This is a genomic window from Umezawaea tangerina (assembly GCF_003002815.1).
GTDB lineage: Bacteria > Actinomycetota > Actinomycetes > Mycobacteriales > Pseudonocardiaceae > Umezawaea > Umezawaea tangerina.
The window spans coordinates 183,635-209,007 of sequence record NZ_PVTF01000006.1 but is presented as its reverse complement, the minus strand read 5'-3'; the positions used below and the strand labels follow the sequence as shown (position 1 = coordinate 209,007).

The window sequence follows — 25,373 nt, the reverse complement described above, 5'->3', positions numbered from 1 at the left end:
ATGGAGACCTCCGCCACCGAGCCCTCCACCCCGACGGGCTGATGTGCCATCCTCGAACCGGACGCCTCATCACCGAGGCCCCCGGACGAGCGACGCCGTACCCGGCCGGACAAGACGGCGCTCCTGGAGGCCCTCATGTCCTGGCTCGTCCTCATCATCTCCGGCCTGCTCGAAGCCGTCTGGGCCACCGCCCTCGGCAGGTCCGACGGCCTGACCCGCCCCCTGCCCACGGTGCTGTTCGGCACCGCCCTGCTGCTCAGCATGGGCGGCCTCGCCTTCGCCATGAAGGACCTCCCCGTCGGCACGTCCTACGCCGTGTGGGTCGGCATCGGCGCGTCCCTCACCGTGGGCTACGGGATGTGGACCGGCACCGAACCCGCATCCCTCGCCAAGATCCTGCTCGTGGCCGGCATCGTGGGGTGCGTCGTGGGGCTGAAGCTGCTGCACTGACGTCCACGGGTGGCGGCGTGATGCCCGGTCGGCTCAGGCGAGCGTGCGCGGTCCGCCGCTCGCGGGTTCGTCGACGCCCTGGATCCACACCTTGCTCGCCTGCGGGGTGGCGGCGTTCGTTCCGGCGACAACGGCGATGGTGATGCCGCCCAGGGACAGAAGAGCCGACACGGCGAACACGACAAATGCTGAACGGGTGTTGATGACTGCTCCTTGTGTGCATGGGACGGGGGCGAATACGCCACCCCGACGTCGAGTTCCACTCCTGCGAGATGCTCGTGCTGACTGTCCCACATGGACAGGTGGCCGAATTTGTACCACGAACGAGTGAGCAGTGCCACCCGATCCCTCAGGGTGATGCGGTGCGCCCGCGCGGCGTTTTACCACGGAGGGATCGAATGGTCCAGGCGAAGTCGGGAACTGCTCCAGGGGCGGCGATCTGCCCCTGTAGTGGTGCGGTGTGCGCAGACTGGTCGAGCGACGGCTCGTGGTATGATTCGCGCACATCGACAATGTGCGGATTGCGCTTCGGGAATGCGCTGGTCGAATGGAGCTGCTAACGCCGATTCGACCTGTGCGGCTTTTCCGAAGGTGATTCCCGTCTGCCCGTGGGGATGCCGGCGGCGGAGTCCGGGGTTTCGCGGAGCAGACGTGCGATCTCGGCCGCCCGCTGCGGGTCGAGGTCGTCGAGGATCGTCTTGGCCTGTTCCCACGCCTCGACGGCGGCCTCGTAGCGGGCGGTCCTGCGGAAGACCACGGCCAGGTTCTGGAGCGCGTCCGCTTCGCCGCGGGAGTCGAAGACGCGCTTGCACAGGCGGACGGACTGGCGGCCGTACTCCCTGGCCTCGAAGAGGTTGCCGCATTCGAGTTCGACCCTGGCGAGCAGGCCGCAGGCCGTTCCCGCCGCGCCTATGTCGTAGACCCGCGCCAGCAGTGCCAAGCCGGCGCGGAGGTGGTCGCGGGCTTCCGCGTTCTGCTCACGGGCGAAGCTGAGGGAGCCGAGCAGGGTGAGGATGCGCCCCTGTGCGAGGACGTCGTCAAGGTCGCGGGCGAGGTGGAGCGACTCGCGGTAGTAGGACGCCGCGCGTTCGTATTCGTACGCCCGCTGGTACGCCTCGGCGGCGCGGTAGAGCATGGTCACCTCGAGCCCGGCCTCCCTGGTGCGGCGGATCATCCGAAGAGCCCGCTCGTGGGAGTCGATTCCCATCACGACGTTGCCGGTCTCGACCATTATCCGTGCACCGGTGTGCAGGCAGGCGGCGATGCCGACCTCGTCACCTATCTCGGCGTACTTGACGTGGGCGAGCTGGACGTGGTGCTCCGCTTCGCCGAACCGCTGGCGCAGCAGTTTTATCGTCGCGATGTTGTGCAGCGCGTCGGCCTGGTATTCGACATCGGATCCCGACATCGCGGCGGACAGGCCGGTGTGCAGGATTGTGAGCGCTTCCTCGAAATATCCGTGGCGCAACAATATCTGACCCACGAGGTGGGGTAGCTGTGCTGCCTGCGGATAGCCGGAGCGAACCGCGTGGGCTATCGCGGAAGTGAGGTTGTGGCGCTCGGCGACGCACCACAAGCGGGCTGATTCCTCGTCCTGGAACGTGATCCCGCCGCTTTCGGCGGTGGTCGGTGTGGTGCGCACCCGCACCTGGGTGGGGAAGACCGTCTTGTCGGCATTCTCCGCGGTCCTCGTGTAGAAGTCCAGCGCCCGGAGCTCGGCGGCCTGTCGTTCCTCGTCGCTCTCGACGCGGTCGGCGGCGAACTCGCGGATCAGGTCGTGGAACTTGTACCGCCCCAGCGCCGACGACTGCTCGAGCAGGTTCGCCTCGACCAGCGCGTCCAGGACGAGCCTGGTTCGACGCGTCGGGGTACCGCCCAGCGCGGCGGCGACACCGACGCCGAAGTCCGGGCCGGGATGGGTGCCGAGCAGGCAGAAGAGGTGCTGGACGTCGGGGGCGAGGGCTCGGAGCGATTGTTCGAACACGGCGCGCGGGCCGTGGTTGGCGCTGTCGCCGACCGATCCGATGTCCAGCAGCCTCAGGTCGCGGCTGAGCTGGTCGACGAAGACGGTCAGCGGCACGGACGCGCGCGTGGCGATGTACTGCGCGAGCGTCTTGAGCACGATCGGCAGTCCGCCGCACAGCCTGGCCAGGTCGGTGAGCACGTCCCGGTGGGCCTGGACCGGCACGCCGATCTGCGCCGCGAGCAGGTGGGAGGACTGTTCGGTGTCGAGGGGGACGAGGGGGAAGCGGTAGGGGGTTTGCCGTGCGGCCAGGCCGGAGAGGTGGGAGCGGCTGGCGACCACGACGACGCTGGAGGTCAGGAGGGGGAGCAGGGGGTTGACCTGGTCGGTGTCGCGGGCGTTGTCCAGGAGGATGAGGATCTTCCTGGTGGCCAGCAGGGACTGCAGCTTGGTCGCCCGGTGCTCCGGTTCCGGTATGCGGTCGGTGGTGACGCCGAACGCTTGCAGGAAGCGGTCGACGGCGGTGGCGGGTTCGACGGCGGGGCCGTTGGAGTAGCCGTGCAGGTCGATGTAGAGCAGGCCGTCGGGGAAGCGGTGGGCGTTGGTGTGCGCCCAGCGCACGACGAAGGTCGTCTTGCCGACGCCTCCCACGCCGTCGACGACGACGAGGCCGGGGCGGGTGGTGACGGCGGTCAGCTTGAGCAGGAGCTGTTCGTGGCCGAAGAACTCGCGCACGTCCGGGGGGAGCTGGTTCGGCGCACGGGTCGCGGTGACGACCGGCGGCGCGGTCGGTGGGGACGAGGCCTTCGCCTTGAGGCGGTCGTGGAACTCGCGCAGGTCCGTGGCGCCGACGTCGTCGAAGTCCGCGCGCAAAGCCTTGTACACCGCCAGGAACTGCCGGGTCGCCTCGTCGGCGCGGGACAGGGCGTGCAGGGCTTCGAGTCTTCGTTTGAACAGCGCCAGGTGGGTCCGGTGGTCGGTGGCCAGCTCGTCGAGCTTCGCGAGCACAGCGTCCGCCTCCCCGAGCTCCAGCTGCTGGGCGAAGAGGGTGTCGTAGGCGGGCAGCAGGACGTTCTCGCGCAGGCGGTGGCGCCAGGCGTCCGCGGCCTCGCCCGCGCCGTCGGCCAGCGGCTGGGGTCCGCAGAGCCCGAACGCCCGGCGGATGGTGTCCAGCGCGCGCTGGGGGTCGCCACGCCGGGCGTGGGCGCGGGCGTGGTGGACCTGGTCCTTGAAGGCGGAGTAGTCGATCTTCCGGGGGTCCACCTCGAGGCGGTAGTTCCCGTTGTGGACGACTATCCCGGCGTCGTCCGACACCCGCCTCAGGACTGGGCGGAGTCGGGACGAGTACAGGGCGAGGACCTGTGCCACGTTGCCGGGGAGGTCGTCCGGCCGCCAGATCCAGTCGGCCAGCTCGTCCGGGGTGACCGAGACTCCCGGACGTACCAGCAATGCGGTCAGCAGCGCGCGCAGCTTGGGCGGCCCCCAACTCGCGTCGAGTCGCCCGTCGATTCGCACCGAAGCCCGGCCCAGGATTGCAAAGTCGATGTCCACCAGCGCCACCCCCGCACCCTGGAATCCAAGTGTGCTCGTGCCCCTGTCCAGGCGCAATGCGCTCATTCGGTTGAGTTGACAGCCGGCTGACAGGCCGTTGACGAGACCGTCCGAATGGGTTGCCGTGCACTGTCCATACGCGATTCACGGGGGTCCTGAGCTGCGATTACGCCACTGATGGTCGAATGAAAACTCCGCGCGGGACGGTCTGTTCATCACGGCTATTCGAGGTGGGGAGACCGCAAATGTGCGTTTCGCAGGGGTGGGTGAAGACTCCGGGTAATCCGTTCGCGGACCGGTGGTTGACCAGGGAGGGTTGTCGGACGGTATTGGTGGTCGTTCCGCACATGACCGCGGGAACTCGCCTGGCAGATCTGTTGTTGCTCCTTTCGGGCGATCACCGGTTGCAAATTGTTTTCACGGTGCCCGCGATGGCGGACGCGTGGCATGGAGTGGAGCAGTACGTGCGGGGTTGGGGTGGGGTGGTGCTGCCGTGGGAGCAGGTCGTGCGGATGCGGTTCGACCTGGTGCTGGCGGCGAGCTTCCAGGAGGTGCACCGGGTTTCGGGGCCGGTGCTGGTGTCGCCGCACGGGGTGGGGATGGTGAAGTCGCGGTTGAGCCCGTGGGACGGGGTGCAGGAAGGGGTTCGGGCGGTGTCGGGGCTCGGGCGTGAGCTGCTGGTGCGGGACGGTCGGGTGGTGCCCGCCGGTGTGCTCCTCACCCACGACGCGGAGCTGGAGCGGTTGCGGGAGGTGTGCCCGGAGGCGGTGCCGACCGCCGTGGTGGTGGGCGACCCGTGCTACGACCGGCTCGTGGCGAGCCTTCCCTTCCGGGCGCGGTACCGGCACGCTCTGGGCGTGCTCGAAGGGCGGACGCTCGTCGTCGTGAGCTCGACCTGGTCTCGCCACTCCCTGCTGGGCGGCGAGCCCGAGTTCTTCGCGCGGGTGGCGGCGGAACTGCCCGCCGACCGGTACCGGGTGGTGACCGCGCTGCACCCGAACATCTGGTCGCTGCACGGGTCGTGGCAGGTGCGCTCGTGGCTGGCCGACTACCTCGACGCCGGACACGCGCTGCTGCCGCCGGAGGAGGGCTGGCGCGCGGCGGTGGTCGCGGCCGACGCGGTGATCGGTGACCACGGGTCGGTCACGGTGTACGCGGCGGCCCTCGGCGTGCCGGTGGTCATGAGCTCGGCGTCGGCGCGGGACGAGGCGTCCGGCAGCCTGACGGCGCGGTTGCGCGGGCTCTCGCCGCGGTTGGACGACGCGCGTCCGGTCGACTTGCAGGTGCGCGAGGCGATCGCGGCGCACGACCTCGAGCGGTACTCGTGGGTGGCGGGCCGGGTCACCTCGCGGCCGGGCCGGGCGGCCGCGCTGGTCCGGCGGAGGATCTACTCCTTGCTGCGCCTGGAAGAACCCGAGCGGAGGACGCCGGTCTCGGGGCCGGTGCCCCTCCCCGTCCCGATGGCGGGCTGGAACGACGGGGTGGACGAGGCGTGCTGAGCGACGCGACGACGAGCGCCGGGGTGCCGGGCGTGGTGCTGGTGGAGTGGGACGGCGAGCGGGACCGGCTCGTGCTCGCCCACGCCACTCTCGCCCGGTCGGAGTGGGTGCAGCTCGCCGACGTCGTGTGGGGCGCGCACCGGCAGGAGCACGCGCAGGCCCGAACGGCCGCACGCGAGGTGCTGTCGGCGTTTCCGGGTGCCACGGTCGTGGTGACGCCGTGGGGCTGCCACCGGTGCCTGGTCTCGGTGCGCGGAGGCGAGGAGGCCGTCGTCGGCCTGCCCGCCTCCACCGCGGCGGAGGCCTCGCTGTCGGTGTGGGCCTACTCCTGGGTCGTCTCCGGGGGCTCGCTCGGGGAGCTGGCGGACCTGTGGTCGAGCCGATCGAGCCGGGCCCGCACGTGCTCGGCCTGCGGTCCGGACGACCGCGCGTAGAGCGCGGCGGCTCGTTGGAGGTGCGAACGCGCGGCGCCGACGTCCCCGGTGCCCACCCCGCCGGTCCCGCACACGACCACCAGCGCGGGCCGTCCCACCGCCTCGGCCACGGTCCGGTCGAACGCCGTGGACTCGCGGCCCCGCCCGGTGAAGTGCGCCGGAGCGTGCGGCAGCTGCCGGGGGATCCGGACCGGTGGCGCGGGACCGCCGAAGTGCACACCGCCGTGGATCACCGCGGCCTGCACGACGTTCCCGCTCACCACACCGCCGATGCTGTTGCGCGTCCCCGCCGGGGCGGTCGGCCTGTCGTCATCCTCTTCGGTGCAACTCATACCACCCGACCCCTACTGCGGCGAGCCCCCGTCGCCTCTCCAGCAGCGTAAGGCCGAAATGCCACTACCAGCGGCTATGTCCCAAGACACGTTCGGTGATATTGGGGACAGGCCTGCCCCAGCGGTCATCTGCTCGATGCAAGGGCGTCGACCACGAGGACCAGTGCGGCCTCACCCCGCCTTGGTCGCGAACACCCACTGGTTGCGGGCGAGGGGGTCGTTGGGTTCGGGGGTGGGGCCGCGGCCGTGGAGGCGGGTGTAGTCGAAGGGGGTGTGGGCGGTGGTGGTCCAGCCCGCCTGGGTGAGGGTGGTGGTGGAGTCGGGGCGGTGGTCCTGGTTGAAGAGGGCGAGCAGGTCGAGGCCGAGGTGGTGCGAGGTGTAGGCGTAGAGGGGGTTGAGGCGGACCGAGGGGAGCTCGTGGCCGGGTTTGACCTCGTAGGCGAGGGTGCTGCCGGGTGGGCTGAGGTGGTCGACGGTGGTGATGAGGTCGGTCTCCTCGGTGCTGGAGAGGTAGAGGAGGAGGCCTTCGGCGAGCCAGGCGGTGGGCAGGGCCGGGGTGAAGTCGGTGGCGAGCAGGGACGCCGCCCAGTTGTCGCGGAGGTCGACCGGGATGGTGGTGCGGGTCGTGCGCGGGGTGGCCTGGAGGTCGGCCAGGACGTTCTGCTTGAACGCGAGGACGCCGGGCTGGTCGAGCTCGTAGACGGCGACGCCGGGTGGCCAGTCGAGGCGGTAGGCGCGGGAGTCCAGGCCCGCGCCGAGGATGACGACCTGGCGGATGCCGGTGCGGGTGGTGTCGAGCAGGTGGTCGTCCAGGACCCTGGTGCGCAGGCCGAAGTAGCGGGCGAGGCGGCCCCAGAGGGGGTTGGCGTCGCCGTGGGGGACGTCGTCCGGGTGCAGCGGCCAGCCCGCGGACGTCGTCGCCGCGCGGACGAAGTGCTCGGCGTACGCGTCGGTCGCGAGGGTGTCGGGTCGGTGGGTCTCGATGGCTCGGGCGGCGGCGACCATCAGCGCCGTCAGGCCGACGCCGTCCTCCACGCCGGTGCTGACCACGTGGGCTCCTCTCCTCGTCCCGGCGACCAGGTCTCCGGGGTGTCGTGGGTGGTGGTGCGGGCGCCGTAGACGACGCTCATGAACCGCAGGATCTCCTCGTCCGGCAGGTGCAGGCTGGTGGTGCAGTCGGTCAGGACGGTGATGTGGAAGCCCTTCTGGAACGCGGTGCGCGCGGTCGAGTCGACGCAGACGTCGGTGTACAGACCGGCGAACACGAGGTGGCCGATGCCGTTGCGGACGAGGTGCTCCTCGAAGCCCTCGCTGAGGAACGCGTCGAAGCACACGCGCTTGGTGAACACCTCCTCGTCCGGCGCCGGGGACACCTTGTGGAACTCCGCACCCCACGTGCCCTCCCGGCACTTGGGCCGCTTGCCCAGCACGTGGTCGCGGCGCCGCCAGCTCGGGCCCTGGTGCTCGACGTCGCCGAGGTACCGGACGAACAGCACCTCGGTGCCGCGGCTCCTGGCCACGTCGACCGCGCGGGCGGTGTTCGTCGTGACGGCGTCGAGCGTCGCCGGGGAGCCGCGGTAGCGCGAGGTGGCGACCGGGCCGGTGCAGAAGTCGTTCTGCACGTCCACGACGACCAGCGCGGTGCCCTCCCGCGCGCTCACGACCCCGCCACCAGGCTCGCCGGGAGCTCGTGCGGCTCCAGCACGTCCAGCAGCGCGCAGACGACCTCCGTGGTCGAGTACCGCCCGCCCTGGTCCTTGGTCAGGACACCGCGGCGCGCGACGGACCGCAGGGCCCGTTCCACGGCCCCGATCGCCCCCGCGCAGCCCGCGTGCCGCTCGGCGATCGTCGCCGCGGCCCGCACGGTCGCGACCGGGTTGACGACGTCCTGGCCCGCGATGTCGTCCGCGGAGCCGTGCACGGTCTGGTACTCGACCAGCCCGGCCACGTCGGGGTGCAGGTGGACGTTCTCGGTGAAGCGGTTCTCCTGCCGCTCGGAGCAGAACCGGTCGAGCAGCACCACGTGCATGATGTCGGCCCACTCGTTGCCCGCGATGATCACGGTGCGCGGCGCGAGCCCGTGCTCGACCAGGTCGCGGTTCACCGTGTCCGGCTGGAACAGCCCGATCTCCACGCCGTGCCGGGCGGAAGCGTCGGCGACCCACTCGTCGAGCGCGCCGTCGAGCAGGTGGAACTTGTAGGCCATGAGGATCCGGTCGACCTCGCCGTCCGGCCACTCCCGCCGGGCCCGCCGCAGCGCGTAGGAGATGACCTTGTCGGTGATCTCCCTGCTGAACTCCGCGGTGCGGGTGACCACGCCGGGCGCGTGGCTGTTCTCGCCGGTGTAGAAGCCCTGCGCCTCGTCGCGGACCATCAGCAGCGACGCCGTCGGCGTGGCGATGACGTCGACCTTCACGGCCTGGAGGTGCTGCCGCACCAGGTACAGAGACTGGGCGTTGATCGCCGTGCGGAAGATCGCGGTGGTGCCGCGGTCGGCGCGCGCCCGGCAGAACGCCTCGTAGTGCTCGGCGTCGTCGCGGTTGAGCTCGCGGATCCGCCGTGTCCCCCCTTCGGCTTTCGCCGAGTGGTAGGAGTGGTAGGTCCGGGGTGAGCGCACGACCTCGACGCCGACCGAGTACGACCGGCCGATGCCTTCCAGGACGCGTTCGAACACCGCCGCCAGCTCCGGGCCGGTTCCCCTGCCGACCGCGAGTCCTATGACCGGTTCCACGTTGCTCCTCTCCTGGTCGGGGAACGCGCTCAGGAAGCCGTGCTGCCGACCAGGTGGTCACCGGGGATTCCCGCTTTGTCGGGGCGGTAGTAGTCCTTGATGCCCGCGATCCACGCCGTTACCGTGATGCGGTCCGAACGCGACGGTCGGAATGCGTCGAAAAGGGCGTCGACATTTCCCGGCGCGAAACCGATCGCCGTCATCAACGCCTGGAAGAGGGGCCGTTCGACCATCCCGTCGCCGTCCGGGTCGCCCAGGGCCGCGAGCGCCTCGGCGAAGTCGCGGACGGTCTCCTCGAAGCGCTCCGGGGACAGCACGCAGGCGGTGAACTCGTCGAAGCTCACCCGGCCGTCGTGGTCGGTGTCCAGCTCGGCGACCAGCGTCTCCCAGTACCGCCGGAACGCCGTCACCATCGCGTGCTTGGAGTTGTCGTCGGAATCGCGGGCCGCCCGGACGACGTTCCCCGCCATGATGTCGAAGTCGTCGGCCTCCAGGTGACCGGTGCCGTTGACGTCGAACAGGGAGAAGATGAGGGTGACGCGGTCGAGTGCCTCTGCGCGCATTGACCCGGTGCCTTTCTCTCGGTCATTCCCGCAATGGAAAAGGTGGAGATTCGGGATGGCACGTCCGACGGTAGTCGGTGGGTCGGGAAAACAATGGTCAGTCACCGGAAAGTGTGAATTGTCCTCAGATGACGCGAATTGCGCCGAATGCGTACCGGATCGGCTGGACGAGTGACGGGGACCGGCGCGGACCGATCGGCGGCGCACTCTCGGTCCCGCGCGTCCGGCCGAGCGGTCACCCGCCGACGTGCGCCGGGGGCATCCGGCGGGCCCGCTGCGACCGACCGTGACGGGGCGGGTGCCCCGTCACGGTCGGCGGTCACGGGGTGAGCTCGGCGATCCGGGTGTAGCTGTTCTGAGCGCCGGTGACGGTGACGCGCACCTGCGTCGTCGTCACCGGTGAGGCGAACGGGATCCAGCGGCGCACCGCGGAGTTGCCGACCACCTGGGCACGGGTCACCCACTGCGCCCCGTCCCAGGTCTGCACGGTGAAGTCGGTCGGCACGCCGTCCGGGTGCGAGGCGAAGCCGACCCCGGTCAGGCTGGTCGACGGCGTGGTGACCGTGAGGGCGTCCGGGTACTGGTTGTCCGTGTCGTCGTTCCAGAACGTCGCCGGGTCGTGGTCGACGGCGTTCGAGGCGACGTAGGTGCGGACCGCGCCGTTGACCGTGTTCGGCGGGTGCTCGGTCGACCCGGACGCGGTGGTGCCCGCCTGCCAGCTGCCGAACACGGGCACCTGCACGGTGGTCGTCGCCGTGGTGCCGTCGGGCGACTTCGCGGTGACCGCCACGGGGTAGACGCCGCTCTTGGCGCCTGCGGGCACGGTGACCCGGACGTTCGCCGACGTGGCCGTGTCGGCCGGACCGAGCGGGACCTGCGCCGGGGTCGACGTGGCGGTCCAGCCGTCGGGGAGCTTGGTGCCCACCACGGCCGAGGTGTCCGAAGTGGACCGTCCCTCGACCACCACGGGAACCGCGCCGCTGCCGCCCGCGGTGATCGCGTCCGGGGTGCCGGGTGTGATCGAGAGGCTGGTGAACGGCTTGCGCGGCGCGGTGACCGTGAACGCGTAGTCGCCCGAGCCCGCCGTCACGGTGAGCGTCCGGTCGTCCGCCGCGCCGACCCTCAGGCCGGTGGCGCGTTCGGCGGGACGGCCCGCGGTGAAGATCGTCTTCCGGCCCTCGCGGACCGTGGACTGCTTGCCTCCCAACAGGGGCAGCCTGATCGTCGCCTTCGCGCCGACGGGGATCGTGGCGTGGTAGGTGACGGTGCTGCCGTCGCGCTTCCACTCGCTCACGACCGTGCCGCGCACGGTCTGCTGCTTCGCGCTCACGTGGGTCAGGTCGCCGACCACGCTCGGCGCGAGGGTGAACTCGCCGTAGGCAGGCGTTCCCGGCTGGATCCCGGCCAGCTGCTGGTAGAACCACTGGCCCACGGCGCCGCCGAGCCCGATGTGGTCCTTGGACGAGGTGCCGTCCGGCGCGGAGGAGTTGTCCCACTTCTCCCAGATGGTGCCCGGCCCCTGGTCCAGCATGTAGCCGAAGCTCGGGTAGTCCTTGCGCTGCGCGATGGCGAGCGCGACGTCGTCGCGCCGGTACCTGCCCAGCGCCTGGAACACCAGCGTGGTGCCGACGAACCCGGTCGTCACGTGGTTGCCGTGCGCGGCGATGTCGGACACCAGCCGGTCGACGGTGGCCTGCTCGCGTCCCTTCGGGACCAGGTCGAACACCAGCGGCAGCGCGTAGGCCAGCTGCGTCCCGGTCGAGAACACCCCGGTGTCGGCGGAGTAGTACCGCTTGGTGAAGCCCTCGGCGATCTGCTTGGCCAGCGCGGAGTAGCGGGCGGCGTCGGCGGACTTCCCGGTGGCGGCGGCCATCTTCGCGAGCAGCTGGGTGTCGAGGTAGTAGAAGCCGGTGTGGAAGTACTGGTGCGGCGTGGTCACCGTGGAGAGCCAGTCGTCGCCCCAGGACATCGGCGCGTTCACGACGACGTGGTCGGCGTCGCTGATCGTGCCGAGGTAGTCCACCCAGGCCTTCACGTGGTCGTAGTGCTCGGTGATGACGCCGGTGTTGCCGTACTGGACGTAGGAGTCCCAGATGATCTGCGGGTACGCCGTCCCCCACGCCGGGTCGGGGCGCCACCCGTTGTCGCCGTTGACCGGGGCCACCGACGGGATGCTGCCGTCCGGTGCCGCGCTCGTCACGACGTCGCCCAACCACTTGGCGTAGAAGGACTGCATGTCGAAGTTGGCCATCGCCTCCTGGTCGGTGTCGCCCGCGTCGCCGAGCCAGCCGTGCTTCTCCCTGGTGGGGCAGTCCAGCGGCATGGACTCGAGGTTGTTCAGCTGGGTCTGGGCGACCGCGGCCTGGATCCGGTTGATCCCGGCGTCGGAGGTGGTGAACGACCCGGTGGTCGGGACGTCGTTGTGCAGCTCCAGCGCCGCGACGGTCACGACGGCGTCGTCGGGCACGCCGGTCAGCTCGGCGTAGCGGAACCCGGCGTAGTTGAAGTGCGGCGTGTAGGTCTCGGTCCCGTTGCCGCTGAACGTGTAGCGGTCGTTCTGCCTCGGCGGCTCGCCGGAGTTGAAGCTGATGTTCGACGTGGTGACGCGGCCGTTCGCGTCGAGGATCTCGCCCTTCTTCACCGCCGCGGTGGTCCCCGCGGGCTGCGCGGCGGTCAGCGCGACCTGGCCCGCGCGGTTCTGGCCGAAGTCGTACACCCGGATCCCCGGCGCGGGCCGGGTCTCCGCGACGGGCGCGGTGGTGGAGGTGATCCGGGTCGGCGGGGTGGAGTCGGCCTGCAGGGTGGTGAGACCGCTGAAGACCACCGCGGGGCTCGCGCCCTGCACGCCGAGCTCGGCCAGCCGGAACGTGCAGATCGTGCCGGTGCAGAACAGCTTCGTCGCGGTGACCCGGACGTACCTGCCGGTCACGTCGACGGGCAGGGTGACCGGCGCGGTGCCGGGGTTGGGCTGGTCGGCACCGGTCTTGTCGGCGACCGTGGTGGACGTGGCGAACGTCGGGTCGTCGCCGACCTGGACCCGGTAGCGCACCGGGAACCCGGCGCCGACGATGTCGCCCGCCGTGTCGTTGGTCGGCCGGGCCGGGAAGAGCGACACGGACGAGAGGCGCTGCGCCGACCCGAGGTCGACCTGCACCCACTTCGTGGCGTCCGGGGTCGGCTCGGTGAGCGAGTGGTAGCCCTGCGAGGAGTCGGTCGACCCGTCGATCCCGTCGGTCGCGGCGGCGGGGGACCAGCCGCAGCAGGAGGTCGTGTCGAGCGCGGTGACCGGCTTGCCCTGCGCCAGGCTCTGCCGGTGCGACGCGGGTGCCACGCTGCGGGCAGCGGACCACGCGGTCGCGTCGAAGTCGGCGGTGTCCCAGCCCGCGACCTCCCGGCGGGCGTCGTAGGTCTCGCCGTAGTAGAAGTCGGTGCCCACCACCGGCCCCGCGTGGGTCTTCCAGCTCGGGTCGGTGCCGAACGTCGCGGTCGTGCCGTCCTGGTAGGTCACCGACAGCTGCGCGACGAACGTCGGCTTGCCCGCGAACTGGCCCTTGGCGGCCATGAACGCCAAGGCGTTGCGGCCCTTCCGGAGCAGGCCCGTGACGTCGAGGTCGCGGTACAGCACGCGCTGGGCGTAGTCGGTGACCGAGGAGTCGAGCACCTGCTTCGGCTCCACGCGCGCGCCGTTGAGGTGCGGCTCGACGAGGCCCTGCGCGCCGAAGTGCAGGCGGGCCCGCGCGACCGGCTTGGTGAGCTCGAAGTCGTCCCGCAGCAGGGATCCGTCATCGGCCTGGACCCACCACGCCGTCCAGTCCGACGGGGAGAGCAGGCCCGTGTCGAACTTCGCGGGCGCCGACCACGGGGAGCGCACGCCCTGGCTGTTCCAGGTGCGCACGGTCCACTGGTAGGTGCGGTCGCTCGCCAGCGCGGGGCCGGTGTACCGGACGTCGACCGAGTTCGACGAGGACACGCGGCCGGAGCTCCAGTGGCCGCGCGGGCCGTCGACGCTGATCTCGTACGCGGTCTGCGCCTGGGCGCGGCCGGAGTCGTTCACCGTCCACGCCAGCGCCAACGGGGCGCCGCCGACGAGGGCGTTCGACGCCTGTCCGTTGGCGCGCAAGGAGGTCGGCGCGAGCGCGCCACCGTGGGGGTCGGCGGAGGCCGCCGTCGGGACGAGGGCGGACGAGGCGGCGAGCACTGCGGCGACCAGCGCGGTTCGGCGCGAACGCCGACCCTCCGATATTCCCGACGGGTCCATGGGCGTTCCCCTCACATGGGTGAAACGTTTCAAATGTTGCGCCATGTTTACAACCGTCGACGGCTCGAAACAAGAAGCAGTGGTGATGCTGTCCGATCGACGTCAGGAAAATCCGCCATTCCGCAGGTGGTCCGGTACGCCGAACGGTCGTCTTGACTGCCGGTGGCACGGCGCCTACGTTGCTGAAACGTTTCATGCACTGGCAAGGAGGCCGCGGATGAAACGCCTGTTCCTGGTGCTCGTCCTCATCCTGGGCGCCACCGCCGCCCTGTCCGGGGCACCGACCGGCGCCGCCGCGACGGTGACCGTCGTCAACTCCGACGCGGCCGGTGCCCAGGTGAGCCGGTTCGACGTCGACGGCAACTCCCTGGACGCGCACGACGGCTCGCTGCTCCAGGTCGGGGACGTGTTCTACCTCTACGGCACCAGCTACGCGTGCGGGTACCGGTACCAGCAGACGAGTGACTTCTGCGGCTTCAAGGCCTACAGCTCGCCCGACCTCGTGCACTGGACCGACCGCGGCTACATCACCGCACCCGGCGCCTGCCAGTACTGCTTCCGACCGCACGTCATCCACAACGCCGCCACCGGCCGGTACGTGCTGTGGGCCGACGGCGGCGGTCGTTACCTGGTCGCCACGAGCCCGACGCCGACCGGGATCTTCACCCCCGCGCCCACGCCGTCGCTCGCCGTCGGCGGTGCCGTGGACGAGTCGCTGTTCGTCGACACCGACGGGACCGGCTACGTCGTCCACAACACCACGCAGGTCGCCGCCGGGCTGACCGCGGACATGGTCGTGGAGCGGCTGACCCCCGACTACCTGACCACCACCGGGCAGTACACCCGGCTCGGCCTCGGCGACGTCGAGGCGTTCGCCGTCTTCGAGCGCGACGGGGTCTACCACGCCCTGATGTCCGACCCGACCTGCGCGTACTGCTCGGGCGGCACCGGCGAGATGACCGCCACGTCGATGCTCGGCCCGTGGACCGGGTCCTGGTACGACCCGAACGGCGTGCACCAGAGCGGGCGGGCCGAACCGCGGTGGCGGGCCAGGATCGTCAACGCCGACAACTGCGGCGGGCAGCCGCTGGCGAGCCTGCCGGTCGTCGCGGCCGACGGGTCGACCACCTACTACTTCGTGTCCGACCGGTGGAACAACCGCGCCCCCAACGAGTCCCTGGCCAACTTCTTCATCGGGCCCATGTCGTTCACCGCCGACGGGACGCTGCGCGACATCCAGTGCGTGAACAGCTTCCCGCTCCCGCTGCCGGGTGCCGCGGGCTCGTACCGGAGCTCACCGGACCTCGACCAGCGCAGCGGGTTCGACGGCTTCCGGCACCACTGCGACGTGGCCGGGAACGTCGCGCGTCAGCAGGGTTTCACGCCCTCGCGCACCGGGACGCTCAGCTCCGCCTCGGTCACCGCGTTCCAAAACGGCTCGCCGAACGCGCCGCTGGCGCTGGAGGTCGTCGACGCCGCCGACGGGACCGTGTTGGGCCGCAAGGACTTCCCGGTCGGCGCCGTGCCGTGGGCGCCGACCGCGCTGGCCGCGCACCCCGACGTCGCCGTGACCGCGGGGCACCCCTACCTGCTGCGGCTGCGGTCGGCCACGACGAGCGGGTGCTACGGCTGGGAGTACAACGACGGCAACCCGTACCCGGCGGGCGGTGAGGCGTACAGCGTGGACAACAGCCGGTCGTTCACCGCGGAACCGCTGCGGGACCTCAAGTTCAGCACCGACGTGAGCGCGACGCCGGTGTTCGCGCCGGACGGCGTGCCCGCCGGGTTCGCCAGGTGCGCCGACGAGTCCGGCCGGTGCGCCTTCACCGGAACGCGCGTCGTCGCCTACGGCGCGGGCACGTCCTACCGCTTCCGCACCACCGCCGACGGGGTCGACTGCGCGATCGCGGCGTTCGGCGGCGACCCGCTCGTGGGGACGCGCAAGGCCTGCTACACCGCGCCGGACGGCGGTCCGAGCGGGTTCTCCTCGTGCGCGGGCGAGAACGGCACCTGCTCGGTCGACGGTCCCGCCGTCGTGGCCTACGGCGCGGTGGGGGCGTTCACCTACCGCCTGGTGGGCAAGGGGGACACGGCGTGCACGAACGTCGCGTTCGGCGGTGACCCGGTGCACGGCGTGGCCAAGGGCTGTTACGCGGCAACGGGAAGCGGTCCGCCGGGCACCACGGCCTGCGCGTCCGAGAACGGCACGTGCGCGCCCGGTTCCGCGCGGACGGTCGTCTACGGCGCCCGCGGTGCCTTCGTCACGCGGTGGGCGACCGGACCGCTGCCCTGCACCTCCGCCGCCTTCGGCACCGATCCGATCCCCGGTGTGGTGAAGGGCTGCTACCTGGTCTGAGGGAACAGCGGCACCGGCGGGGTGAGCGTCCCGGACAGGGCGGCGCACCGCTCGGCGATCCGGGTGGCCACCGACGGGACGAACGGGGTCAGCTCGTTGGCCAGGGTGCGGCAGGCGGCGAGCAGGACCGCCAGGACGGCGTCGAGCCGTGCGGACGCCCCGGTGTCGCCCTGCCGCTCGGCGCTCACCAGGTCCCACGGCCGGGTGTCGGCGAGGTGGCGGGTCGCCTCCTCGACGACACCCCACACCACGTCGGTGGCGCGCCGGAAGTCCGCGTCGACCAGCGCCGCGTGCACCCGCTCGGGAACCTCCCGGCACACCGCGACCAGCGGCGGGGTCCCCGGCGCGGCGGCGGTCGGCGGCCTGCCGTCGCGGTAGCGGTGGATCATGGAGGTGACCTGGTCGACCAGCCCGCCGAGGTGCTTGAGCAGTTCCTTGCCCGCCTTGCCCGCGCTGCCTCCCGGCGCGTGGCGCAGCACCCACCAGCGGACGGCGTCGGTGCCGTGCGCGCGGGCCAGCGCGCCGAGGTCGACCCCGAGGTCGGTGGTGACGACCACGTCGGTCGGCGGCGGGATCCCGGCGGCCAGCAGGAACGCGGGCCACTGCGCGGCGTGCAGCAGGAGCGAGCCGTCGTCCACCACGTGGACGCGCCGGTCGCCCTCCAGCCACCAGCGCCGGTAGTTCGGTCCGCCGGTGTCGTGGCCGAGCGCGGTGATCGGGGCGCACAGCCCGGCCACGACGGCGTCGGGCAGCGGGCGCTCCGGCAGTCCGGCGTCCAGGTGGGCGAGCACGTCGGCGCGGGGGCCCGCCGGCCGGATCCGGAGCCGGTCGCCGGCGACCAGGTCGCGCACCGCCGCGGCGTGGTCGGCGAGCCGGTGCGGTTCCCGCGGTCGTGCGGGCGCGGGGCGGACGAAGTCGTTGTAGGACAAAGCCAGCACGTCGCGGTCGGGTGAGTCGACGGCGCTGAGGAACCGGACCCGGTCCCCGTGCTGCCGCTGGTGCCTGGCCAGCACGTCCGCCCGGACGAGGTCGGCAGACGGGCCGGTGGTGGTCACGTAGAACCGCGGCATCGGGTCGCTCCAGGTGCGGGGTCCGGCGACCGTAGCAGCGGTGTCGGGTCGTCCTCACCCGGTTTTCGACGTCGCTTGCCGACCGAACGCCCGTTCGGCTACGGTTCCGGTGAACGAACGCCCGTTCAGGAGAACGGGATGTCGCGACACCCGGACGTGGAGAGCTGAGATGCACTACCTGGAGCTCGTCGGCCTGTTCCTGCTCGGCCTGCTGGCGGGCGAGGAGCTCGTGGTCCGCTACGGCGTGCACGGCGCGATGGCCGTCCTGGACGAGCGGGGCCAGGTCCTCGCCCGCCAGGGGCTGATCGCGCGGCTGAAGGTGCTGGTGCCGTCGATCATGGTGCCCGCCGTGCTGTCGTCCGCGGCCGTGGTGGTCCTCGGCGGGACGGGCGCGGGCTTCGGCTTCCGGCTCGCCGGGGGCGCGGCCCTGCTGGCCTTCGTCCTGTTCACGTTCCTCGGCACGGTGCCCATCAACCAGCGCATCGCCGAGTGGGACGCCGACGCGCCGCCCGCCGACTGGAGGGCCGTGTTCCGCCGGTGGGAGCGGACGGACGTGTTCCGCTCCTCCGCGGCGATCCTGGCCTTCGCCCTCTTCCTGCTGGCGGTCGTCGTCCGGCTCGGCTGACCTACTCTGTGCGCAGCGCGGTGGCCGTCCTCGTCCTGGCCGCCCACCCCGCGGGCAGCAGCGCGCCGAGCACGGCGATCACCAGGCCGCCCAGTCCGAGCAGCACCAGCTCCGCCGGGTGGTAGACGGTGAACACCGTGCTCGGCATGCCGGTGCCCGCGGCGCGGGCCATGGCGGGCATCACCTCGCCGTGCAGCGCCATCCCCGCGGGCACGCCGAGGGCGCCGCCCACCAGCCCGACCAGGACGACCGACGACAGCACCGTCGCGGTGGTCTGCCGCGGGGTCATGCCGAGCGCCTTGTGGACGCCGATGTCGTGGACGCGTTCACGGGTGTCGAGCACGACCCCGTTGAGCACCCCGAGCCCGGCGACGGCGACGAGCACCAGGGTGAGCGTCGCGGTGATCCCGGCGATCAGGAGCAGCGTGTCGCTGGTGCCGCGGGACGTGGCCGCCTCCGCGGTCGTCGACTGCGGCCGCAGGGCGGAGTCCAACGCGGTGACGTAGCCCGCGACGTCGGTCCCCGGCCGCACCGCGATGCTGTACGAGTCGGCCTTCAGGTCCGACAGGGTCGCGGCGTCGGTGAAGATCCCCATGCCGTCGTCGCGGGTGTCGAACACCTCGCCGACGATCCGGACGACCACCGACCGGCCCTGGTCGTCGAGCGCCGCGGTGTCGCCGACCGCGGTGCCCGTGGCGGTCAGGAACGTCGACGGCACCACGACCTCGCCCGGTGCGGTGAACCAGCGCCCCGAGATCATCCGGTAGCCCGCGAACGAGACGTCGCCGGTGAACCCGGAGACCGGGCAGGGCGAGGAGAGGCCCGCGACGACCACCGGCCTCGTGGCCTTGCTGTAGTGCGCCAGCGTCCCCGGCTGGGCGTCGATCGCCGCGTCGATCGCGGCGCGGTCGGCAGTGTCGGGCACCCGGCTGATGGTCCTGCCATCCGGGCCCTGAACGGCCTGGACGCCGGGTGGCAGGCGCAGGTCGGGGGAGCCGATGGTGACGTCGGCGGTGTCGTGGTCGAGGGCGCTCTGCACCTCGGTCAGCGACGCCGCCAGCCCGACCGCCAACGTGACGGCGGCGGCGCCGAACACGATCGCCGCGAGCATCGCGACCGCGCGGGCGGGCCGGGCGAACGGGCGGGACAGGCCGAGCGTGACCGACCTCGGCAACGGGAGCCGCGAGGCCAGGGCGGCGGCCAGGCGACCGCGGGCGGGCCCCCCGGTGCGGCCGACGGCCAGCGCGTCCACGGTGCGCAGCCGTCCCGCCCGCCACGCGCTCGCCCACGCGGTGACCGCGACCACGACCAGCGCGGCCGCGACCACCACGACGTTGACCAGCGGGTCCACCGCCGCGGTCGCCGCGCCGTAGAGGTCCCTGGTCTCGGCGAGCACCGGCAGCGCCACGAGGTTGCCCGCGACGACGCCGACCGCCGTGCCGATCGCGGCGGGCACCAGCGCCTGGGCCACGTGGGCGCGCACGACCTGCGCCGGGGTGAACCCGAGCGCCTTGAGCACGCCGATCCGGCGCAGCCCCGCGCCGACCGCGCCCGCGACGACGTTGCCGACGATCAGCACCGACATCACCAGCCCCAGCACGCCGAACGCGACCAGGAACGGCACGAGCAGCGCGGTCTCGCGGGCGGCCTCCTGCCGGAGGGTCAGCCACGACCGCGTGCCGCTCACCGCCTCGGCCGGGATCCCCGCCGTCACCGCGGCGCGACCCGCCTCGACCTGCTCGGCGGTGTCCGCCGCGGCGAACCGGTAGAGCACCTGGAACCCCGCCGTCGAGCCGGGCCGGGTCAGCCGCGCGATCGTCGACGGCGCCACCCACGCGCCCGCGGTGCGGCTGACCGACCTGGCCAGGCCGACCACGGTCAGCGTCGGGGAGCCCGGCAGGTCGGGGAACGCCAGCTGCCTGCCGAGGGGGCTCCTGCTCGGGTCGACACCCACCGGCGCGTCGGAGGACAGCACGATCTGGTCGGGGCCGGTGGCCCAGGCGCCGGTGAGCAGCGTGACGGCGTCGACCGCGCCGCCGGGATCGGCCCGGCCGACGACGGTCAGCGGCGGCAGGTCGTGCCCGTCCTTGTCGCGGGCCGCGGCGGTCACCGTCGCGAACGGGCCCGCCGCCGCCGTGACGCCCGAGGCCTTCGTGGACGCCTCCACCTGCGCGGCCGTGGCCTTCTCGCCGTCGACCCGCACGGACAGGTGCGCGCCGTGCTGGTCGTCGAAGGCGTGGTCGAACGGCGCCGCGGAGGCCGTCAGCAGCGATCCCCCGAGTACCGCGGCGGCCACGGCCATCGCGGTGGCGAGCCCGATCACCGCCGTCTGCACCCGGCGCCGTCCCACACCCGAGCGCACCACCCGGCCGAGCGCGCTCATCGGGCGGTCCCCGCGGTGAGGTCGTCGTCCACGTGGCCGTCGACGAGCCGGATCGTGCGGGTCGTGCAGGACTTGGCCAGCGCGAGGTCGTGCGTGACCACGACGATGGTCTGGCCGTCGGCGTTCAGCTCGGCCAGCAGCGCGCTGACCTCCTCGCCGGAGGCGCTGTCCAGCGCGCCGGTCGGCTCGTCGGCCAGCAGCAGCGGCGGCCGGTTCACCAGCGCCCTGGCCACCGCGACGCGCTGCCGCTCACCGCCGGACAGCCTGCCGGGGTAGGTGTCGGCGTGCCGGTCGACGCCGAGCGCGCCCAGCAGCTCGGCCGCGCGCTTGCGCGCCTCGGCGCGCGCCATGCCCGCCAGCTGCGCGGGCAGCACGACGTTGTCGGCGACGGTGAGGTCGTCGAGCAGGTTGAAGAACTGGAACACCATGCCGATCTTCGCCCGCCGGTACCGCGCCGAGGCGGCCTCGCCGAGCCGGTCGACGCGCACCCCGGCCACGGTCACCGTGCCGGAGTCCGGGCGGTCCAGGCCCGCGATCAGGTTGAGCAGCGTGGACTTGCCGCTGCCGGACGGTCCGAGGATCGCGACGGCCTCGCCCGGCAGGACGGTCAGCGACGCGTCGTGCAGGGCGGGCGGCCCGTCGTCGTAGGCGCGGCGCACGTCGCGCAGCTCGATCACCGGAGTGGTCATGGTCGGGTCTCCCGGACTAGGCGGATCTGGTCCGCCGGACGCTAGGAGCGCGGGCGGTCCGGGCGCGTCGGTCGGCCGGGGCACATCCGGTACCGCGCTGGGATGATCGTCTTCGGCGTCATCCTCGCGATGTAGTCGAAACGGGGCGCCGCCGTTGGTCTCGCGGTGGATGTCCGCGCCGGGGGAGTCGGCGAGAATGGGCCGGTGAAGAACGTCGTGGAGCGCCTGCGGGAGTGGGCGGGCCCGCTGGCACGCCCGACCGGTCCGCCGCCGCTGCTCACCCGGCGCGGCCAGGTGTTCGACCTGCTGGTGGCGCTGTTCATCGGGGTCGCCACGGTCGTCTACGCCGTCGACCGCGGGGACGCGCCCGCGAACGCGGTCCCCACGCGGGTCGACATCGTCCCCGCGCCCGGCGGGAGCGGCTGGATCGGGGTCCCCGCGCCGTCGGTCGGGTCGGTGGACTGGGGCGTGCTGGTCGTGCTGGCCGTGCTCTCGTCGGTGGCGCTGGTGGTGCGCCGGCGGTACCCGTTCACCGTGCTGTGCGTCGTGACCTGCCTGGCCGTGCTCACCCCGCCGGACACCCCGAGGGTCACCTTCTACGCCTGCGTCGTCGCCGCCTACAGCGCCGCGGCCTACAGCCAGTACCGGCTGCCGACGCTGGGGACGCTGCTGGTGATGGCGTTGGCGGTCAGCGAGTTCACCGGCACGACCCAGCCCGTCGTGCCGAACCAGTACATCGCGCTGATGGTCCTGGTCCCGATGGTCGTGGCCGCCAACGGCTTGCGCACGTGGAAGCTGCGCACCGACGAGGGCCTAGCCCAGGTGTCCACTTTGGAGCGCGAGCGCGACGAGGCGCTGCGCCGCGCGGTCGAGCACGAGCGCGCCCGCATCGCCCGTGAGCTGCACGACGTGGTGACGCACAACGTGAGCGTGATGGTCATCCAGGCCGGTGCCGCCCGCAAGGTCATGGCCGCCGAGCCGGAGCAGGCCCGCGAGGCGCTGCTCGCGGTCGAGGCGGGCGGCCGGGCCGCGATGTCCGAGCTGCGCCACGTGATGGGGCTGCTCACGATGGACACCGAGGGCGCCGAGCCGGTGCTCGCGCCGCAGCCGGACGTGGACCAGCTGGAGGCGCTGGTCGCGCGGATCCGCGACACCGGGGTGCCGGTGCGGCTGACCGTGTCCGGCACCCCGCGCCCGCTGCCCTCCGGCGTCGGGCTGGCCGCGTACCGGGTCGTGCAGGAAGCCCTGACCAACACGGTGAAGCACGCGGTCGGCGCGTCCGCCGACGTGCTCGTCGACTACGGCGCCGACCGGCTGCTGGTCGAGGTCACCGACGTCGGCGGCCAGCCCGGCGGGGCCACGGCGGGCAGCGGGCGCGGCCTCATCGGCCTGCGCGAGCGGCTGGCTGTCTACGGTGGCACCCTGCGGGCCGGGCTCCGCCCGCTCGGCAGCTACCGGGTCACCGCGACGATCCCCCTGGAGGCGTTGTGACCGAGGCGTTGCGCGTGGTGGTCGCCGACGACCAGGCGCTGGTGCGCACCGGGTTCCGGATGATCCTCACCGCCGACGGCATCGACGTGGTCGCCGAGGCCGCCAACGGGGCCCAGGCCGTGGACGCGGTCCGGCGCACCCGGCCGGACGTGGTGCTGATGGACGTCCGGATGCCCGAGCTGGACGGCCTGGAGGCCACCCGGCGCATCCTCACCGGCGCCGAGGGCGAGCCGCGGGTGATCATCCTGACCACGTTCGACCTCGACCGCTACGTCTACGCGGCCCTGTCGGCCGGGGCGAGCGGGTTCCTGCTCAAGGACGTCACACCCGAGCACCTGGTCGCCGCCGTCCGCATGGTCCGCTCCGGCGACGCCCTGCTCGCGCCGACCATCACCCGGCGGCTGGTCGAGCGCTTCGCCCGCACCGACACCGGGACGCCCCCTCCGCACCGCGACCTCGCCACCCTCACCCCGCGCGAGCTGGAGGTGCTCACGTTGCTGGCCAAGGGGTTGAGCAACGCCGAGCTCGCGGGCGCGCTGCACCTGTCCGAGGCCACCGTGAAGACCCACGTCGCCCGCATCCTCGCCAAGCTGGGCCTCCGCGACCGCGTGCAGGCCGTCGTCGTGGCCTACGAGACCGGCCTGGTCAGCCCCGCGGGCGCGTGAGACCCGCGGCCGTCAGCCGCCGTGGACCGGCAACCGCAGCCCCGCGGTCACCATGCGCACGAGGAGGTCGTAGCTCTCGTCGAGGTCCTCCGCCATCTGGAACCCCTTGGCCGCCTCCAGCACCGCGAACCCGTGCGCCGCCGCGCGCAGGCAGCGCGTCGCGTGGATCGCGTCGGAGTCCTCCAGCCCGTAGGCCCGCAGGGACGCCACGATGATGTCGACCACCCTCTTCGCGGCCTCCGCGCGCTGCGGGTCCGGCGACTGGTCGAGCGACCCGTACTTGTTCGGGTTCTCCACCACGTAGGCCCGCCAGGCCATCATCAGCGCGCGGATCGCGTCGTCGGCCGACCGCCCGAGCACGGCCTCGCCGATCCGGTCGCCCAGCTCCTCCGCGATCCGCGCCGACATGAGCGACCGCAGCTCGGCCAGGTTCCGCACGTGCTTGTACAGCGACGGCGTGGCCACTCCGGCCCGCGCGGCCACCGCCGCCAGGGTCAGCGCGGCGGGCCCCTCCTCGTCGACCAGGCGCAGCGCGACGTCGACCACCGCGTCCGCCGACAGCGCCGCCCTAGCCACGGGGGACCTCCTTGAGGAACGTCAGGATCGCCGTGACCACCACGGTCGGGAACTGCACGTGAGCGTAGTGGCCCGCGCCCTCGACCACCTCCAGCCTGCCCAGCCCGGACGGCATGGCCGCCACGATGCCCTCGCCCTCGGCGCGGGCGTCGGTCCAGTCGGGGTCGAGCGAGCCCTCGATGACCAGCGCGGGGCAGCGGATGTCGGCGAGCCTGGCGCCCGCGTCGGTGGGCGCGGACATGCCCATCCTGCCCAGCACGGCCATCCGGCCCGGCCTGCTCAGCTCGGCGTCGAGCGCGGCGACGTGCTCCTCGTAGCGCGCGGGCTTGGTGCCGGGGTAGGCGTGGTCGAGGTAGCGCTTCCACAGCCCGACGCTGCGGAACACCCCCGCGCCCATGAGCAGCAGTGAGCCCTTGCGGTAGCGGGCGTTGGAGAACAGCCCGCCGAAGTCGACCTTCTGCGCACGGGTGAACGGGCTGATCTCCACGACGGCGGTGACCAACGAGGGCTCCTGGGCGGCCGCGATGGTGACCGAGCCGCCGGAGAACGAGTGGCCGACGAGCACGGCCGGGCCGCCGAGGTGCCGGACCACGGCGAGCAGGTCGCCCGCCGAGTCGGTGCGGGTGTAGGAGGACCAGCCGGTGCTCGACTCGCCGTGGCCGCGCTGGTCGACGCTGGCGACGCGGTACCCGGCGTCGACCAGGGCCACGGCGACCTCGCGGTAGGCGTCGCGGTTGTCGCCCATGCCGTGCGCCAGCACGACCAGCGGCCCGGCGCCGACCACGTCGTAGGCGATCCGTCCACCGTCGTGCTCCAGGAACTCGGTCATGTCCATCTCCTCGCTGGCTAATGTCTGTAGCCCAAAAGCTAATGGCATTAGCCGGATCTGTCAACAACCGATCTCAGCGGCTCAGGAACTCCAGCACGAGCGGGCTCGCCACCTCGCGGAACTCCTCGAAGTACGCGTGCCGCCCACCGGGCACCAGGTGCAGCTCGGCACCGGGGATCCGCCCGGCGATCAGGGGGGCGTTGGCGGTCGGGTTGAACACGTCGTCCGTCCCGTGCACGACCAGCGTCGGCGCCCCGATCGACGGCAGCGCGTCCCAGCTGTTGTGCCTGCCGCTGGCCAGCAGGTGCCCGCGCCGGGCGTGCGGCGGCATGTCCGGATCGCCGAGGGTGGTGAACGGACCGTCGTGGGAGGCGATCCACGCGGGCGTGTACATCAGCTCCAGCAGCGCCCGCCGCGACGCCGCCCTGTCGACCTGGGCCAGCGAGCGCCGCACGTCCGCGCTCCGCTCGACCCCGTGCGGCTCGCCGGGCGAGGTGCACCCGAGCACCAGCCGGTCGACCCGCTCGGGGTGGTCGGCGGCGATCCACTGCGCGACCCGGCCGCCCATCGACGTGCCGTACACGTGCGCGCGGTCGACGCCGAGGTGGTCGAGCACGCGCAGCACGTCGTCGGCGAACCCCCTGGTGCTGTAGGAGTCCGTGTCCGGCTTGCCGCTGTCGCCGGTGCCCCGGTAGTCGAGCACGACCGCGGTGAACGCCGCGGCGAAGTCCGGCCGCACCCCGTCCCACCAGTGGTGGTTGTTGGCCTGTCCGCCGAGCAGGACCAGCGGCGGGCCGTCGCCCTGGACCTCGTAGTGGATGTCGACGTCGTCGTCCGTCAGCGCGAAGGGCACCGACGAACCCTAGGGCGTGTATCGAAGTCCGTGTTCGCGGTAGCCGGGCCTGAGG

General features: G+C 72.3%; 21 protein-coding genes and 1 riboswitch. Of the genes, 7 read left to right on the top strand and 14 right to left on the bottom strand.

The features are described from left to right. Positions 1–58 precede the first annotated feature (58 nt). Positions 59–124: riboswitch (guanidine-III (ykkC-III) riboswitch) on the top strand. An 11-nt stretch (positions 125–135) separates the two neighbouring features. Beyond that, on the top strand, positions 136–450 hold the full coding sequence (locus CLV43_RS21255; protein WP_106188999.1) for a DMT family transporter: 315 nt from the start codon (positions 136–138) through the stop codon (positions 448–450). A 33-nt stretch (positions 451–483) separates the two neighbouring features. Here the strand turns inward: CLV43_RS21255 and CLV43_RS47870 are convergent, their stop codons facing one another. Continuing rightward, positions 484–621 carry a hypothetical protein gene (locus CLV43_RS47870; protein ID WP_170155944.1) on the bottom strand — a complete coding sequence of 46 codons (138 nt, stop codon included), beginning with the start codon at positions 619–621 and terminating at the stop codon, positions 484–486. 385 nt (positions 622–1,006) lie between these two features. Then, positions 1,007–3,964, bottom strand: coding sequence for a tetratricopeptide repeat protein (locus CLV43_RS21250; RefSeq protein WP_170155943.1), 2,958 nt, complete (start codon positions 3,962–3,964; stop codon positions 1,007–1,009). A gap of 431 nt (positions 3,965–4,395) precedes the next feature. Here CLV43_RS21250 and CLV43_RS21245 point away from each other — a divergent pair, with 431 nt between their 5' ends. Together CLV43_RS21245 and CLV43_RS21240 are read left to right on the top strand one after the other, a co-directional pair. Then, positions 4,396–5,463 carry a hypothetical protein gene (locus CLV43_RS21245; RefSeq protein WP_245886753.1) on the top strand — a complete coding sequence of 356 codons (1,068 nt, stop codon included), beginning with the start codon at positions 4,396–4,398 and terminating at the stop codon, positions 5,461–5,463. Beyond that, positions 5,457–5,897: a hypothetical protein gene (locus tag CLV43_RS21240; protein WP_106188996.1), complete on the top strand. Its 441-nt coding sequence runs from the start codon at positions 5,457–5,459 to the stop codon at positions 5,895–5,897. Before CLV43_RS21245 ends, CLV43_RS21240 begins: the two co-directional genes overlap by 7 nt. Here the strand turns inward: CLV43_RS21240 and CLV43_RS47150 are convergent. The 6 genes from CLV43_RS47150 to CLV43_RS21215 form a co-directional block, all read right to left on the bottom strand. Continuing rightward, positions 5,786–6,229, bottom strand: a complete 444-nt coding sequence (locus tag CLV43_RS47150) for a hypothetical protein (protein WP_146174841.1) — start codon at positions 6,227–6,229, stop codon at positions 5,786–5,788. The genes CLV43_RS21240 and CLV43_RS47150 overlap by 112 nt on opposite strands. Before the next feature lie 171 nt (positions 6,230–6,400). Continuing rightward, the gene (locus tag CLV43_RS21235; RefSeq protein ID WP_245886750.1) at positions 6,401–7,279 is read right to left on the bottom strand and encodes an SAM-dependent methyltransferase; all 879 of its coding nucleotides are present in this window, start codon (positions 7,277–7,279) and stop codon (positions 6,401–6,403) included. Further along, positions 7,243–7,890 carry a cysteine hydrolase family protein gene (locus tag CLV43_RS21230; protein ID WP_106188995.1) on the bottom strand — a complete coding sequence of 216 codons (648 nt, stop codon included), beginning with the start codon at positions 7,888–7,890 and terminating at the stop codon, positions 7,243–7,245. Before CLV43_RS21230 ends, CLV43_RS21235 begins: the two co-directional genes overlap by 37 nt. After that, positions 7,887–8,960, bottom strand: a complete 1,074-nt coding sequence (locus tag CLV43_RS21225) for an isocitrate/isopropylmalate family dehydrogenase (protein ID WP_106188994.1) — start codon at positions 8,958–8,960, stop codon at positions 7,887–7,889. The genes CLV43_RS21230 and CLV43_RS21225 overlap by 4 nt, the downstream gene beginning before the upstream one ends. 29 nt (positions 8,961–8,989) lie before the next feature. Continuing rightward, positions 8,990–9,523: an EF-hand domain-containing protein gene (locus CLV43_RS21220; RefSeq protein WP_106188993.1), complete on the bottom strand. Its 534-nt coding sequence runs from the start codon at positions 9,521–9,523 to the stop codon at positions 8,990–8,992. A gap of 319 nt (positions 9,524–9,842) precedes the next feature. After that, the gene (locus CLV43_RS21215; RefSeq protein WP_170155942.1) at positions 9,843–13,781 is read right to left on the bottom strand and encodes a family 78 glycoside hydrolase catalytic domain; all 3,939 of its coding nucleotides are present in this window, start codon (positions 13,779–13,781) and stop codon (positions 9,843–9,845) included. 217 nt (positions 13,782–13,998) lie between these two features. On the opposite strand from CLV43_RS21215, the gene CLV43_RS47145 reads away from it, so the two are divergent. Beyond that, positions 13,999–16,137 carry a family 43 glycosylhydrolase gene (locus CLV43_RS47145; RefSeq protein ID WP_170155941.1) on the top strand — a complete coding sequence of 713 codons (2,139 nt, stop codon included), beginning with the start codon at positions 13,999–14,001 and terminating at the stop codon, positions 16,135–16,137. Here CLV43_RS47145 and CLV43_RS21200 read toward each other — a convergent pair. Then, a complete protein-coding gene (locus tag CLV43_RS21200) occupies positions 16,125–17,207 on the bottom strand; it encodes a methionine--tRNA ligase (RefSeq protein ID WP_106188990.1) in 1,083 nt (360 codons plus the stop codon). The genes CLV43_RS47145 and CLV43_RS21200 overlap by 13 nt on opposite strands. Before the next feature lie 169 nt (positions 17,208–17,376). On the opposite strand from CLV43_RS21200, the gene CLV43_RS21195 reads away from it, so the two are divergent. Beyond that, complete coding sequence (locus CLV43_RS21195) at positions 17,377–17,832, top strand: anthrone oxygenase family protein (RefSeq protein WP_106188989.1); 456 nt, start codon at positions 17,377–17,379, stop codon at positions 17,830–17,832. A 1-nt stretch (position 17,833) separates the two neighbouring features. Here CLV43_RS21195 and CLV43_RS21190 read toward each other — a convergent pair whose 3' ends face one another. Continuing rightward, positions 17,834–20,215 carry an ABC transporter permease gene (locus CLV43_RS21190; protein ID WP_106188988.1) on the bottom strand — a complete coding sequence of 794 codons (2,382 nt, stop codon included), beginning with the start codon at positions 20,213–20,215 and terminating at the stop codon, positions 17,834–17,836. Then, positions 20,212–20,904 (bottom strand): ABC transporter ATP-binding protein, encoded by a 693-nt coding sequence (locus CLV43_RS21185; RefSeq protein ID WP_106188987.1) that lies wholly within the window; start codon positions 20,902–20,904, stop codon positions 20,212–20,214. The genes CLV43_RS21190 and CLV43_RS21185 overlap by 4 nt, the downstream gene beginning before the upstream one ends. Positions 20,905–21,108: 204 nt before the next feature. Here CLV43_RS21185 and CLV43_RS21180 point away from each other — a divergent pair, with 204 nt between their 5' ends. Both CLV43_RS21180 and CLV43_RS21175 read left to right on the top strand, forming a co-directional pair. Further along, positions 21,109–22,395, top strand: a complete 1,287-nt coding sequence (locus CLV43_RS21180; protein ID WP_106188986.1) for a sensor histidine kinase — start codon at positions 21,109–21,111, stop codon at positions 22,393–22,395. Beyond that, positions 22,392–23,060: a response regulator gene (locus tag CLV43_RS21175; protein WP_106188985.1), complete on the top strand. Its 669-nt coding sequence runs from the start codon at positions 22,392–22,394 to the stop codon at positions 23,058–23,060. Before CLV43_RS21180 ends, CLV43_RS21175 begins: the two co-directional genes overlap by 4 nt. Before the next feature lie 12 nt (positions 23,061–23,072). Here CLV43_RS21175 and CLV43_RS21170 read toward each other — a convergent pair whose 3' ends face one another. From CLV43_RS21170 to CLV43_RS21160, 3 genes are all read right to left on the bottom strand, one after another. Continuing rightward, positions 23,073–23,636, bottom strand: a complete 564-nt coding sequence (locus CLV43_RS21170; protein ID WP_106188984.1) for a TetR/AcrR family transcriptional regulator — start codon at positions 23,634–23,636, stop codon at positions 23,073–23,075. Beyond that, the gene (locus CLV43_RS21165; protein ID WP_106189328.1) at positions 23,629–24,465 is read right to left on the bottom strand and encodes an alpha/beta fold hydrolase; all 837 of its coding nucleotides are present in this window, start codon (positions 24,463–24,465) and stop codon (positions 23,629–23,631) included. The genes CLV43_RS21170 and CLV43_RS21165 overlap by 8 nt, the downstream gene beginning before the upstream one ends. A 73-nt stretch (positions 24,466–24,538) precedes the next feature. Beyond that, positions 24,539–25,318, bottom strand: a complete 780-nt coding sequence (locus CLV43_RS21160) for an alpha/beta fold hydrolase (RefSeq protein ID WP_106188983.1) — start codon at positions 25,316–25,318, stop codon at positions 24,539–24,541. Positions 25,319–25,373: the final 55 nt, after the last annotated feature.